Origin of the sequence: Flavobacterium sp. UBA7680 (assembly GCF_002482975.1) — a bacterium.
Taxonomy (GTDB): Bacteria; Bacteroidota; Bacteroidia; order Flavobacteriales; family Flavobacteriaceae; genus Flavobacterium.
Genome location: NZ_DLHA01000036.1, coordinates 18,215 through 32,268, shown reverse-complemented (window position 1 = coordinate 32,268; position 14,054 = coordinate 18,215). Strand labels below are relative to the sequence as shown.

The following is a 14,054-nucleotide window of genomic DNA, read 5'->3' as shown; positions in this document are numbered from 1 at the left end:
TTGTTTAATCGTTTAAATTCTAAATCGTAAATTCAGTTAAACAATTAAACGATTAAACAGTTCAACAAAATTACTTTCCGTCCTGCATTGCAAAAACACTTTTTAATAAAGGTGTTGTTCTTGCACTGATATTATTACGGATATCTTTTTCTTCTACGGCAATCATTTTAAAAACTCCTGCTAGTGCCTGATTTGTTGTATAATCAGTTAAATCAGGATTTACTTTTTTCACTAACGGAATAGTGTTGTATTTGTTAATGATTTTTGTCCAGACAACATCGGCACCTACTTTTTCAAAAGAGCTTTTAATTACTGGATTAAATTTTCCGTATAAAGCTGTTGTTGTAGTTCCTTGTAAATAACTTGTTGCTGCACTGTCGTTTCCTAACAAGATATTTTTAGCATCTGTAAAAGACATATTTTTAACTGCCGAAACAAATATAGGTGTTGCTTCTTTTACAGCATCTTCGGCTGCGCGGTTTAAAACTTTGATTCCTTCATCAGCCAGCGAGCTAAGACCAATTTTACGCAATGTAGCATCTACTTTTTGTAATTCTTCCGGCATTAAAATTTTTACGGCTTCATTTTTATAAAAACCATCTACTGCGGTTAATTTACTTACTTGTTGCGTAATTCCTTTGTTAAGAGCTTCTTTTAATCCAGAAGCGATATCAACGCCGCCAACTCCCGGAATCTGTGAAGATATTTGCGGTAATTGGTTTAAAGTCTGCTGTACCTGCGCACATGACGTTAGAGAAAATGTAATGGCTAATAAAAAAATCTTTTTCATTTATTGGGGTTTTATTAAGGTTCAAAAATACTACATATTCAAAAATAAAGCCACAATTTATTTAACGACACGTAACATTTTGTTTTATTATTAACAATCACAATGTTTTAATTTAATGCAAAATCAAATAGTAGAAAAAACTCAGCATCTCAGCTCCTTAGAATCTTAGAAACTTTAAAAAAACTATTTCTTAAATAAGTCAATTTCTTCTTTAGTTTTCTCAATATAAACAGACATTTGATCGTATTTCCATTCACCTCTTTTTGTTGCAACAACAAATAAAGTAGCTTTTCCTTTTGGGCCTTTTATCGGAATTTGTAAATCGCAATTTCCGGTATTGTTGTTTGTACTGATGCTTCCGGATATCATACCGTCGGTTTCAATTGGATTTCCTAATTTTTCGATTACAATTTTATTATGCTGAACAGCTGACATCGATTCTTTAAAAGCATCAGAATCTTTCATCATTGCTGTTACTCCAAAAAATATTCCGCCAATAAATAAAGCAAAAAGTATTATAAGACTTAAACATCCAGTTGGCACAAACCATTTCCAGTTTCTGTCCCACCAATTTTTTTGAGGTTGAAAATCATCATTCATAGTAATAAAGGTTAGTTTGTTGGTTAGGTTAATTTTCTGAAAGATATTAATTTTCAAATGAAACGAAAACAAAAAAAATCACCTTATAAAATTTATAAGATGATTTAATTTTTTGCTTTGATAAACAAATTACTAAAAAGCATTTTTTTCAGGCAGAGTAGGGATTGCCTGATTGTCTGGATAGCTTTTGGTTTACCGAAACATATTTATAACTAAGATTTTTAGGGACAAAAAAGGCAGTTTAAACGTATTGTAAGCAGTATAGGTTTGGGTTGTAGACAGGATTTATGGTTTTTAAATCTGCCAGTACTGCGTGAGTGTAATTTTGACCGCCAATAGCTAAATAAAATAAAGATTTAGAAAGATAAAGTGGTCTAAAGGGTATTGTATGCCAGCAATTTGCTATATTTTTTAAAAAGTGTTTTATGGCATATTTAAAAGTTTTTTCTTCGGGACGAACAAAATAAATAGTATAGCTTTTAAATTTGGTCATCATATTAGGAAACATTACAAATCTTGCTCCTTGTTGAATTAATAAATTTATTTCAAAAAGTGTTAATCCATCGATATTCTCTGTTTTCATGATAAATTGATTTTGCAATTAATATTAGTGGTAGTATTACACTGCAAAGTTGCGACAGAAATGAAAATATTTTTAGACTTAAAAGTTTTAAAACTAATAAGTTAGGTTGTTTTTAAAAAATGAAAAATCGAGAATCCATTTAACTGAATTCCCGATTTTATTTCATTTAAAATTTAGTATTATATTTAGTTTGAAGCTACGCCATCAACTGGAAATAAGAAATTATTTAATTCTGAATCTTTTTCATAAACATCCTGATAAAAGCTTATTTCTCCAGAATCATGAACCCATGAAGTAAAATAAGTAATGTAAATAGGCACTTTATTTGGCAGTTTAAAAGTTGTTTCACTTTTTCCTTCCATTGCAGTATTTATTTTTTCAGTTGTCCATTCCGGATAATCTTTAAGCATGGCAATAGCTAACTCTTTTGCTTTGTTTACGTTAATACAACCGTGGCTGAAAGTTCTTCTCTCAAAATCAAATAATGATTTTGCAGGAGTATCGTGCATGTAAATATCTTCTGGATTTGGGAAAATAAATTTCACTAATCCAAGAGAGTTGTTAGGACCTGGTTTTTGTCTTACTTGACCATTAACCATTTCCATATTTTTTTCTGCTAAATAATTAGGATCAGCAGCCATTTTCATTTTCAATTCGTTATCAACAATACTTTGAGGAACTGTCCAGTACGGGCTGAAAACAATTTTATCAATATTTCCGTTAAATATGGTTGTTTTAGTTACCGCAGATCCAACAAAAACTTTAGAGGTAAGTTCCGGTTTTCCGTTTTTTACATATACCAATTCAAAAGAAGGAATATTTACAATAATGTATTCTTTGTCTTTTAGAATTTTTGGAGAAATCCAACGGCATCTTTCCATATTGACCATCAAGGTATTAATCTTGTCTTTCAACGGAATGTTCATTTCTTTAATATGATCTTCAGACAGAATGTAATTTGGTTTAAACCCATTTCTAAGTTTATATTTCATCACACCATCCATTAATTCACGATCATAAAAATTACTTTTTGAATCATGATCTAAATCACCCAAAATAAATAATCTCGTTCTAACTTGTCCAATTGTAGGTGTATTGGCGTCAGGTCGTAAATCTTTATAAGGAGATTCGGCAACAATAGGTTTCCAAACACCAGCTTTCTCTATTTCTCTGTATTTTTTAAGAGCATCCTGCAATTTATAGTATTGGTTAAAAAGAAGTTCGTCGTTTTTCTCTAATAAAGTAGGTTGAGTCATTAGAGAATCTAACAAAGTATCATAAGATATTTCTTTTTTTGGAAGAAGCCATCCTGTTTTCTTAGCAGTTTCGGCATCTAAACCCACATACACACGGTTCATATATATAATGTATGCAGCGCTTAAAAGCATATCAGAATCTGCTTTTGATGGTTTATCGTTTGATCCTTTTTTGAAAATTTGATCAATTTCATATTTATAAGGAAGTTCAAAAATTAAACCTTCCTCATAAGTATCATTTAATTTGTCATACAAGGTTTTACCAAATTCATTGATTTTGTCACCTTCATACCAAATTGATTCATAAGATCTCGTTTTGTACAATGAGCTAACCTCGTTTTGATATTTTTTTAAATCAGAATATCTTTTAAAGAAATCAGTTAATACTTCACTGTCAACTTTTGTATCTGAATTGTTATTTAGATAAGATTTATTCAAACTTATGTTTTCTCTGGTGTTACTATTATTATGCTTTCCAAAAGATAATATAGTGAAACTTAGAGCTAAAATTATGCTTAGTGGATATGTCGTTTTCATTTTCATTTCAATTTTTACGTTACTACTTAGATTCGAAAGTTCTGGGTAAAAATTTGGGGCCTTTTCTACACTGCTAAATTACTTTAGGTTATTGATAATGAGTTGCTTTATTACATTTAGATTTTGCAAGATTGCCATGTTGTAGGTTTATATAGTATAAATCAGCAGGTTAGCATATTTGTTACCCTAGTTATTAACGAAATCGATATATTTTTTAAAAACATAAAGGTTTGATCATCATCAAATATTAAAATATTTTGTAAATTGCGTCCATAAAATTATCATATTCATAAAATGGAACAACAAATACCATATATTCCTAAAAATAAAGTAAGAATTGTAACCGCTGCTTCGCTTTTTGACGGCCATGATGCAGCGATTAACATCATGCGTCGTATAATTCAGTCAACAGGAGTTGAGGTAATTCACCTTGGACATGATAGAAGTGTGGAGGAAGTGGTTAATACCGCGATTCAGGAAGATGCTAATGCCATTGCGATGACATCTTACCAAGGCGGACACAACGAATACTTTAAATATATGTATGACTTGCTTCATGAAAAAGGAGCAGGGCACATTAAAATTTTTGGCGGCGGCGGCGGCGTAATTCTGCCAAGTGAAATTTCAGAATTACATGAATATGGAATTACCCGAATTTATGCTCCAGATGACGGTCGTTCGTTAGGACTTCAGGGAATGATTAATGATTTAGTGCAGCAGGCTGATTTTCCTATTGGAGATAAACTAAACGGAGAAATCGATCATATCGAAAATAAAGTTCCTACAGCAATTGCACGTTTGATTTCTGCAGCCGAGAATTTCCCTGAAATTGCAAAACCAGTTTTTGATAAAATTCACGAAAGCAATACCAATTCTATAATTCCGGTTTTAGGAATTACAGGAACGGGTGGTGCCGGAAAATCTTCTTTGGTTGATGAATTAGTTCGTCGTTTTTTAATTGATTTTCCTGAAAAAACAATCGGGTTAATTTCTGTCGATCCTTCTAAGAGAAAAACCGGAGGAGCACTTTTAGGAGACAGAATCCGTATGAATGCCATTAATAATCCTCGTGTATATATGCGTTCGCTGGCGACACGTCAGTCGAATTTGGCCTTATCTAAATATGTTGCTGAAGCGATTCAGGTTTTGAAAGCCGCAAAATACGATTTGATCATTCTGGAAACTTCGGGAATTGGTCAGTCTGATACTGAGATTATGGATCATTCTGATGTATCCTTATATGTAATGACACCGGAGTTTGGAGCGGCAACACAGTTGGAAAAAATCGATATGCTTGATTTTGCCGATTTAGTAGCTTTAAACAAGTTTGATAAAAGAGGTGCACTTGATGCTTTACGCGATGTAAAAAAACAATATCAGCGCAACCATAATTTATGGGATAAAAATCCTGATGAAATGCCGGTTTTCGGAACAATTGCTTCGCAGTTTAACGATCCGGGAATGAATACGCTTTATAAAGCGATTATGGATAAAGTGGTCGAAAAAACGAATTCTGAATTGAAATCGACTTTTGAGATTACGAAAGAAATGAGCGAGAAAATCTTTGTGATTCCGCCTCACAGAACGCGTTATTTATCTGAAATTGCAGAGAATAACAGATCTTATGATGAAATCGCGCTTTCGCAGCAAAAAGTAGCGCAGAAATTATATGGAATTTTCAAAACCATAGAATCGGTTTCTGGAAAAATGCCTCAAATCAATAAAGCAGGAATCGATGATTCGACTGTTTTACCAAGCGCAGCGCAGCCACATGACGAAAACAGAATCTTTTTAAATCTTTTACTAAATCAGTTTGATAAAGTAAAAATGGATTTAGATCCGTACAATTGGGAAATTATCCTGAATTGGGATGAAAAAGTAGCAAAATATAAAAATCCGGTTTACTCGTTTAAAGTTCGTGATAAAGAAATCAAGATTGCAACGCATTCTGAAAGTTTATCGCATTTACAAATTCCAAAAATTGCTTTACCTAAATATGAAGCGTGGGGCGATATCCTGCGTTGGAATTTACAGGAAAATGTTCCTGGAGAATTTCCTTTTGCTTCGGGATTATATCCGTTTAAACGTGAAGGCGAAGATCCGTCGAGAATGTTTGCGGGCGAGGGCGGACCAGAAAGAACCAATAAACGTTTTCATTATGTAAGTGCGGGATTGCCGGCAAAACGACTTTCGACTGCTTTTGACAGCGTTACTTTATACGGAAACGATCCAGATTTACGTCCGGATATTTACGGAAAAATTGGAAATGCGGGAGTTTCAATCTGTTGTTTAGATGATGCTAAAAAACTGTATTCAGGTTTTGATTTGGTTCATGCTTTAACTTCGGTAAGTATGACGATAAATGGGCCTGCGCCAATGCTTTTAGGCTTTTTTATGAATGCGGCGATTGATCAGCAATGCGAATTGTACATTAAAGCCAATGATTTAGAAAAAGAAGTTGAAGCTAAAATCAACAAAATATATGCAGGAAAAGGTATCGAAAGACCAAAATACCAAGGCGATTTACCAGAAGGAAACAATGGTTTAGGACTAATGCTTTTAGGTGTTACCGGAGATCAGGTTTTACCTTTGGATATTTATAATGAAATAAAAGTAAAAACGTTATCACAAGTTCGTGGAACGGTTCAGGCCGATATTTTAAAAGAAGATCAGGCGCAGAATACTTGTATTTTCTCAACCGAATTTGCTTTGCGATTAATGGGCGACGTTCAGGAATATTTTATTACTAAAAACGTTCGAAATTTCTATTCGGTTTCGATTTCTGGATATCATATTGCCGAGGCGGGAGCAAACCCAATTACGCAATTGGCATTTACGCTTTCAAATGGTTTCACTTACGTGGAATATTACTTAAGCCGCGGAATGAACATCAACGATTTTGGACCAAATTTATCGTTCTTTTTCTCAAACGGAGTAGATCCAGAATATTCTGTAATTGGTCGTGTGGCACGTAAAATTTGGGCAAAAGCCATGAAAAACAAATACGGAGCTAATGAAAGAGCACAAATGCTGAAATATCATATTCAAACTTCGGGACGTTCGTTACACGCGCAGGAAATTGATTTTAATGATATTAGAACGACTTTACAGGCTTTATATGCTATTTATGATAACTGTAATTCATTGCATACCAACGCTTACGACGAAGCGATTACAACGCCAACAGAAGAATCTGTGCGTCGTGCAATGGCGATTCAGTTGATTATTAATAAAGAATTAGGTTTAGCGAAAAACGAAAACCCAATTCAGGGTTCGTTCATTATCGAAGAATTAACCGATTTAGTGGAGGCTGCAGTTTTACAAGAATTCGACAGAATTACAGAAAGAGGAGGAGTTCTTGGCGCAATGGAAACGATGTACCAAAGATCTAAAATTCAGGAAGAAAGTTTGTATTACGAAACTTTGAAACACAACGGCGATTTCCCAATTGTGGGTGTAAATACTTTCCTGAGTTCAAAAGGTTCACCAACGGTAATTCCAGCAGAAGTTATTCGTGCTACCGAAGAAGAAAAACAATATCAAATTACGATGTTAGATAACTTGCATCAATTTCACGAAGCAAAAGTTAATGAGCATTTAAATAATTTGCAGCAAGCGGCTATTAAAAACGAAAACTTATTCGACCATTTAATGGAAGCTACAAAGGTTTGTTCTTTGGGTCAGATTACTTCGGCGTTGTTTGAAGTTGGTGGGCAGTATAGAAGGAATATGTAGATAATTTATTTTTTTAATGATATGGAAAAACCTCTCAGTAATGAGAGGTTTTTTTGTTTTTATGATTACAAATTTTATGACTTTACGGTTTTCCTCAATTTTAGAGGAAAATCTTTCTATATATTAGCATAGAAACTTAGTATTATATAAAAAATGGAAATTAATAGAGACTTTTTTGTTTGCAGTGTATGCGCACCGGGCGAAGATTATTGTAATGAAAATTTTAAAAGAATTATAGATAATAGAGGTTTTGTCTTATATAGTAAAACTCAGCAAAAAGGTACTTTTTTTGACATTAAAGTAAACGATATCTTGATTTTAAAGTACAATAATTATTTGATAGCATATGGAAAAGTAAAAAAAATTGAGGTAGGTAGAGATATTGGATGGAACCATTGGGCTTATGTAGATGATTGGGTATTTAAGAACGAAAACAATAAGGAAGACGGAATTCATAAATATGGTATTGGATGGAGCACTATTGGTGGTGGACAAATGGGAACTGTAAAAACTGTTATAAGTAAGTTTGCAATCGAAAAAATTAAAGCAATAAACAAGTCCTCTAACTTATTTTTAGAATTAAAACAAGAACTTAAAAGTAATATTGAAGCTGAAATTATGCAGGAAAAAATAAATATATTAGAATATAAGAAACAAATTATTCTTCAAGGACCTCCGGGAACTGGTAAAACTCGTTTAGCAAAGTTAATGGCTGAAGAAATGACTAAATCGTCAGAAATTATAAATCCAATAGAAAAAATTAATTTATTTTTTAATTCTATTAATACAGTTGATTCTGTTTTTTTAGAGAAAAGGCAATATCATAAAGATCTACTTGATAGGTTTCAGCAAAGATTTCCAATAGAATCACTATTAAATATTACAAAGGAAAATTATGCATTAGGAACAGGGTCTAATGATAGTTTTTGTTGGTGGATTGAAAGAGGGCTGAAACCTTTAGGGTATTATTTTCCCGGAAGTGCAAGATCTTACCTATTATTTTGGAAAAAATCAATTGAAGATTATAGCAAACATGGCTTTGTAAAGGCAATCGATGATAATGATGAAGCAATGGGGAAAATTGCTGAAAAACTTAATGAAGCTGTAAAAGACAAGAATTATGCAGATTTATCTAAATATTTTGGATATAGTTTTCTCCTAAAAGTGTTGCATAGTTATTATCCTTCAGAATTTTTTCCCATAAATAGTATTGTTTGTATTGAAAATGCATTAAAAATTTTCAATGTAGATTATTCTAATCTTAATCCCTTTGAAAAAAACATTAAACTTCAAGAAATATATCTTCAAAAGAAAAATGAATATAATTCAGATATAACAAATATTGAATTCATGAGATTTTTATTTGATCAATTTGAATTAAAAGGTAATATGGAGATTGACTCCAATAAATTAATTACGAAAGGAAAATATAAAATTGTTCAATTTCATCCATCTTTCAGTTATGAAGATTTCGTACGAGGAATTTCGGCAAAGACAAACTCAGAAAATAAAGTTGCTTATAAAGTTGAAGATCGAATATTAATGGAATTTGCAAATGAAGCTCTGGATAATTCAAAAAGTAAATACGTTTTAATTATTGATGAGATTAATAGAGCCAATTTATCATCAGTATTAGGAGAGTTAATTTATGCATTAGAATATAGATATAAACACGGTTTTGATAATAATGGAGAAAATGAAGTTGAAAGTTTATATGATATTTCTGAAGATGAGAATGAATCTAATAGAATATTAAAGTTACCTGATAATTTATATATAATAGGCACAATGAATACTGCCGACAGAAGTGCTGGTCATATCGATTATGCAATTAGAAGGAGATTTGCATTTTTAAATATATTGCCTGAAATATTAGATCAAAATTTTCAAATTGACAAATTTAAGGAGGTATCTAAATTATTTGTATCAAATCATGATGAATATATAAAAGATAAAAAAACGGTTTTAATTAAATCAGACTATTTATCTGAAGAATTTAAACCTGAAGATGTTTGGTTAGGACATAGTTATTTTATTTCTGAAGATGATTTTGATATCAGAATGGAGTATGAGATAAAACCATTGTTGTATGAATATGTTAAAGATGGAATTTTAAAACAGTCAGCAGAAAAAATTATCAATGAGCTATAGTATTATTGAAATACATGAACAATTTGGGTATAATAATCCTAAATGTTTAGAGATAGATATTTCAGAATATTATCCTATTTTAAATAAAAAAACATTTAAGAAAGAGTTTACTCAAAAATGGGGTAGAAAAAGTCCATGTTATCAGATCAATTATAATGAATTTAAAGAAAATTATATTTTTGAAGCATCATATTTTGTTGGAGTAGATTGGATTGTAGAGAACAAACTTCCTATTTACATAAAACCTAAATTAAATGATAATGAGTCGCAAGTCAATTACATTCGTATGTTATTTGATGCGGTAGAAAAGCTAGATAATTTTAATTATTTAGATCATCTATATGAAATTCGTTTTGATAAGCCAGCAATTGAAATAGATCAGGCAAAAGATTTATTATCTCCATTGCTAGTAATTCAATACTTACAGATATTGAAAAAGATAGTTCAAAAAGGTTTAAAAAAAAGTTATTATCCTGTAATTAGTGACCTTAATGCAAAAGTAAAAGGGAAAATATTGATTAATACAACCATAAAAAAAAATCATGTAAAAAATAAAATTTTAAATAATTATTGTAAATATGAAGAGTTTGGTATTAATTCTGTTGAAAATAAAATATTAAAGAAAGCATTACAGTTTTGTCAAATAGCTATGAAAAATATAAATGGAGTTGAGGTACAAAAACTCCAAGAGCTATTTAATTACATTCAGCCTGCATTCTACAATGTGAAAGATGAAGTAGAAATTGATCAGTTAAAAACGATAAAACCTAATCCATTATACAAAGAATACGAGCAAGCTTTAAAATTGGCAAAACTTATATTAAAAAGATATGGCTTTACTATTTCAACCATCAATTCAACCACAATAAAAACACCTCCATTTTGGATTGACATGAGTAAATTGTTTGAATTATATGTTTTTGCAAAATTGAAAGAAATATTTCCATTGAGAGGAGAAGTTAAATATCATTTTGCAACAAATTATCAAGAATTAGATTTTATTATTAATTCAAAAGATAAAAATTATCAAATGGTTGTTGATGCAAAATATAAACCGAGATATAATAATGATAATGTTAGCAAAGAAGACATTAGACAAGTTTCAGGATATGCGCGAATGAAGTCAGTTTATGAAGAGTTAGAAAAGGACCATGAAAAAAATGAAGTTATTGATTGCTTAATTATATACTCAAATCAGGACTCTGGAAGAAAAGATTTTGTAAATGATAATTTTAAATTTGAATCAGAAAAAAATTATGTGAAATTTTTTAAGATTGGAATTGAGTTACCAATAGTATAATCGAATCATAAAAAGCCCCCGCTCGTGAACGCAAAGAAATGTACGAGCGAGGCGCTCGCGTCAGCAGAAAATTAGCATTATTGAGTTTCGAGAGCGATTTCTCCTCCGTCGAAATGACAATATTGTGATTATTTTTTATAAAGTGGTATAAAGAGTTCCGAAGGAACGAAACATATTGTAGAGATGGATTTTAATCCATCATGACAAAGAAATTCCGTAATTGATTCCATTTGCTCGCACTAGCAAAACAATAAAATCCCATGAAGTTTGTCATTTCGACCGAAGGGAGAAATCGCACTAGAAGCTCGACAATGCAAGTCGCCAATCTTTGCGGAATTACTAGTGCGATTTCTCCCTTCGGTCGAAATGACAATATTGAGGTTATTTTTTATAAAGTTTTATCAAAAGTTCCGAAGGAACGAAGCATATTGTAGAGATGGATTTTAATCCATCATAACAAGAAATTCCGTAATCAAAATCCATTTGCTTACGCAGAAAAAAATCATCAGAGGATCATTCCTCAACAACCTCTTCAACACAACTCAAAAACTCCATTTCACTCAAAGGGAACATCTGCAAAACAGTTTCTAAAATAAGACTCACATTTATAGCTTGGTTTTTCTTTTCTGGAACATTATGCATATCGTGATCGAGTGCGAGGATGCATAATTTTAGCATATCGGTAATAACGAAGCCCAATTCGAGATAATTTAAAACCTCAATTTGAGCTATATAATTTTTAGATTCGTCATTGGCAGGTTTTAGAGTTCGGAAATGCAGGGCAGTTAATCTTTTTAGGTTTTTTACAATTTCAATTTCATTTGTTTCCATAAGGCGTGTATATTAATTGTGTTAGATAATTACTTTACAATTTGGCTTTTATAATTTGTTATAAGAAAAATTGTACTTTTGTTTGATTCGGCGAAGGAAGAAATACATTGTATTTTACCAAACCATTTCTGCTGGTATCGTACTTTACTAAATAAGTTAATTACCAAAGGAAGTTTTCACACTTAATTATTATCTTTGAATTATGAGCACACTAACAAAACCAAATCATATAGGGCGAAAAATAAGCCGTATTCGTGAACTTCGTGATATGAAACAGGAAGCTTTGGCGCAGGCTTTGGGAATAAGTCAGCAAACAATTTCGGCTATTGAAAACAGCGAAACAATAGAAGAAGAAAGACTTGTTGAGGTTGCAAAAGCTCTTGGTGTTACGGTTGAAGCAATTAAAAATTTTTCAGAAGAAGGTATGATTAATTACTTTAATACTTTTAATGAAACAGTTTCAAATAGTAGTTTTGGAAATGGAGCATGTAACAATAATTGCACTTTCAATCCATTAGATAAATTAGTAGAATCTTTTGAGGAAAATAAAAAACTTTACGAACGTTTGCTTCAGTCAGAAAAAGAAAAAATAGAATATTTAGAGAAATTGCTAAAAGGAAAGTAATTAGTATTTTTAAAATATAGAAAACCTCTCAGAAATGAGAGGTTTTTATTTTTGATGGAGAGTTAAAGAATACAATTCTATACAGTTTGTCATTTCGACGAAGGAGAAATCGCACTCGAAACTCGACAATGCTAATCACCAATCTTTGCGGATTTACTAGTGCGATTTCTCCCTTCGGTCGAAATGACAATATTGGGGCTTATACAGTTCTAAGGAAGTTCCGACGGAACGATGCATATTGTAGAGATGGATTTTAATCCATCATAATCCATAAAAAAAAGCAGCTCCATCTTATAGAGCTGCTTTCATTTTTTTTGTGGGGCAAAAAAAGTGGTTTAACGACGAAACCCAGGACTTTCGTTTACTGACTCGTCTAACTTAACAGTTTTTGCCTTTTTTGCAACAACTTTAATTTCGTGTTTAGCAACTTTGTCGTTTGCTTTAACTTCTAACACATAAGTTCCGGCTGGTAATCCTTCTAAACTTATTGTTTTCGAAATTTCTAATTTGTTTGCTGCAGAATCTCCCGCATAAAGTAAATTGTGGTTTTCATCGAAGATAGAAAAAGATGATTTTTCAACTGTGTTTAAAGTAAAGCTAACTACTTTTCCATTTCCAGTTTGAATGTGTAAAATGTAATCGCCTTTTCCATCAATCGCGTAAGAAAATAATGTTGCAAAAAAGAAGGCTACAACAAGACCCGTTTTGGTAAATTTTGTCATGTTTTTTTAAAGTTTTATTACTAAATGTGGAACGGTCAAAACTACAAATACAAATTTAATTTTCCGCAAAAAAATAGTATTTTTTGATACTTAAAATGCTGAATTAAAACTATTTCTGTGTTTTGTCTACGCTATGTACGTAAATACTGGGCTTGCGGTTTTTAAAAAAATGAAATTTTTTAATGCAATAAAAACCAGACACATACAATTATTAAGAATAATTTTTCAAAAATTTTAAATTTTTTCAAAAACCGAAAAATTTAACATAAAAAAACAGCTCAATAACCACAATGAGCTGTTCCTAAAACTTACGTTTTTTAACTTTACTAACTATCTAACCTTAGTTTTATACTTACAAGAAGTATAACTTTTTTAGCGCACTGCTACGCTTGAATTTTTTTCTGAAACTGTTTTATAAACAGATGAAACTGCTTTTGCAGATAATACAGTTGTATCGTCTGTAATTGTAATTTCGTGTCTCACTTTTTTTACATTGTCTTCAGCTTCTAAAAAGTAAGTCCCCTCAGGAAATTCTTCTAAGCTAAAAGTTCTTAATATTCCATCTTTACCTGAAGCAGTTTCAGAATAAATTAGATTTCCGTCTTTGTCATAAATTGCCAGGGTTGCTTTTTGCAATTTGTTGATCGCAAATGTGATAAGCTTTCCATTAGCTTTTATTACATGAAGATTAAAGTCTCCATTTCCATCAATTGCATATGTACTTCCTGTAAAAAGTACTGCACATACTAAACTCAATTTTAAAATCTTTTTCATAACTGTTAGTTTTAAATTTATTAGTTTAATTCTCTGATGTAAAAGTATTACAGAAATCCAGTTTTTTTAACAACCCTATTCTCCAATTTAGATGCTGTATTCTCATTTACGAAACCGTTATAGGTTAAAATTTGAATTATTTATATCGTT

11 protein-coding genes are annotated in these 14,054 nt (G+C 31.3%); 4 read left to right on the top strand and 7 right to left on the bottom strand.

All coding sequences use genetic code 11. The features are described from left to right. Window positions 1–70: 70 nt before the first annotated feature. From B3C18_RS16950 to B3C18_RS16935, 4 genes are all read right to left on the bottom strand, one after another. Window positions 71–790 carry a DUF4197 domain-containing protein gene (locus B3C18_RS16950; RefSeq protein WP_291149222.1) on the bottom strand — a complete coding sequence of 240 codons (720 nt, stop codon included), beginning with the start codon at window positions 788–790 and terminating at the stop codon, window positions 71–73. A 183-nt stretch (window positions 791–973) separates the two neighbouring features. Continuing rightward, a complete protein-coding gene (locus B3C18_RS16945; RefSeq protein ID WP_291149220.1) occupies window positions 974–1,390 on the bottom strand; it encodes a cytochrome c oxidase assembly factor Coa1 family protein in 417 nt (138 codons plus the stop codon). 241 nt (window positions 1,391–1,631) lie between these two features. After that, window positions 1,632–1,973, bottom strand: a complete 342-nt coding sequence (locus B3C18_RS16940; protein ID WP_073483061.1) for a hypothetical protein — start codon at window positions 1,971–1,973, stop codon at window positions 1,632–1,634. 185 nt (window positions 1,974–2,158) lie between these two features. Beyond that, window positions 2,159–3,766: a L,D-transpeptidase family protein gene (locus tag B3C18_RS16935; RefSeq protein WP_291149218.1), complete on the bottom strand. Its 1,608-nt coding sequence runs from the start codon at window positions 3,764–3,766 to the stop codon at window positions 2,159–2,161. Window positions 3,767–4,060: 294 nt separating this feature from the next. Between B3C18_RS16935 and B3C18_RS16930 the strand changes: the two genes are divergently transcribed. From B3C18_RS16930 to B3C18_RS16920, 3 genes are all read left to right on the top strand, one after another. Next, complete coding sequence (locus tag B3C18_RS16930) at window positions 4,061–7,501, top strand: methylmalonyl-CoA mutase family protein (RefSeq protein WP_291149215.1); 3,441 nt, start codon at window positions 4,061–4,063, stop codon at window positions 7,499–7,501. Between the two features lie 153 nt (window positions 7,502–7,654). Continuing rightward, on the top strand, window positions 7,655–9,652 hold the full coding sequence (locus B3C18_RS16925; protein WP_291149211.1) for an AAA family ATPase: 1,998 nt from the start codon (window positions 7,655–7,657) through the stop codon (window positions 9,650–9,652). After that, the gene (locus tag B3C18_RS16920) at window positions 9,642–10,952 is read left to right on the top strand and encodes a 5-methylcytosine restriction system specificity protein McrC (protein WP_291149209.1); all 1,311 of its coding nucleotides are present in this window, start codon (window positions 9,642–9,644) and stop codon (window positions 10,950–10,952) included. Before B3C18_RS16925 ends, B3C18_RS16920 begins: the two co-directional genes overlap by 11 nt. Window positions 10,953–11,465: 513 nt before the next feature. Here B3C18_RS16920 and B3C18_RS16915 read toward each other — a convergent pair. Continuing rightward, the gene (locus B3C18_RS16915; RefSeq protein WP_291149206.1) at window positions 11,466–11,783 is read right to left on the bottom strand and encodes a hypothetical protein; all 318 of its coding nucleotides are present in this window, start codon (window positions 11,781–11,783) and stop codon (window positions 11,466–11,468) included. 202 nt (window positions 11,784–11,985) lie between these two features. Between B3C18_RS16915 and B3C18_RS16910 the strand changes: the two genes are divergently transcribed. Beyond that, window positions 11,986–12,408 carry a helix-turn-helix domain-containing protein gene (locus B3C18_RS16910; protein ID WP_291149203.1) on the top strand — a complete coding sequence of 141 codons (423 nt, stop codon included), beginning with the start codon at window positions 11,986–11,988 and terminating at the stop codon, window positions 12,406–12,408. A 335-nt stretch (window positions 12,409–12,743) separates the two neighbouring features. Here the strand turns inward: B3C18_RS16910 and B3C18_RS16905 are convergent, their stop codons facing one another. Both B3C18_RS16905 and B3C18_RS16900 read right to left on the bottom strand, forming a co-directional pair. Next, complete coding sequence (locus B3C18_RS16905; RefSeq protein WP_291149200.1) at window positions 12,744–13,130, bottom strand: secretion protein; 387 nt, start codon at window positions 13,128–13,130, stop codon at window positions 12,744–12,746. A 372-nt stretch (window positions 13,131–13,502) separates the two neighbouring features. Next, window positions 13,503–13,904, bottom strand: a complete 402-nt coding sequence (locus B3C18_RS16900) for a secretion protein (RefSeq protein ID WP_291149198.1) — start codon at window positions 13,902–13,904, stop codon at window positions 13,503–13,505. Window positions 13,905–14,054 lie beyond the last annotated feature (150 nt).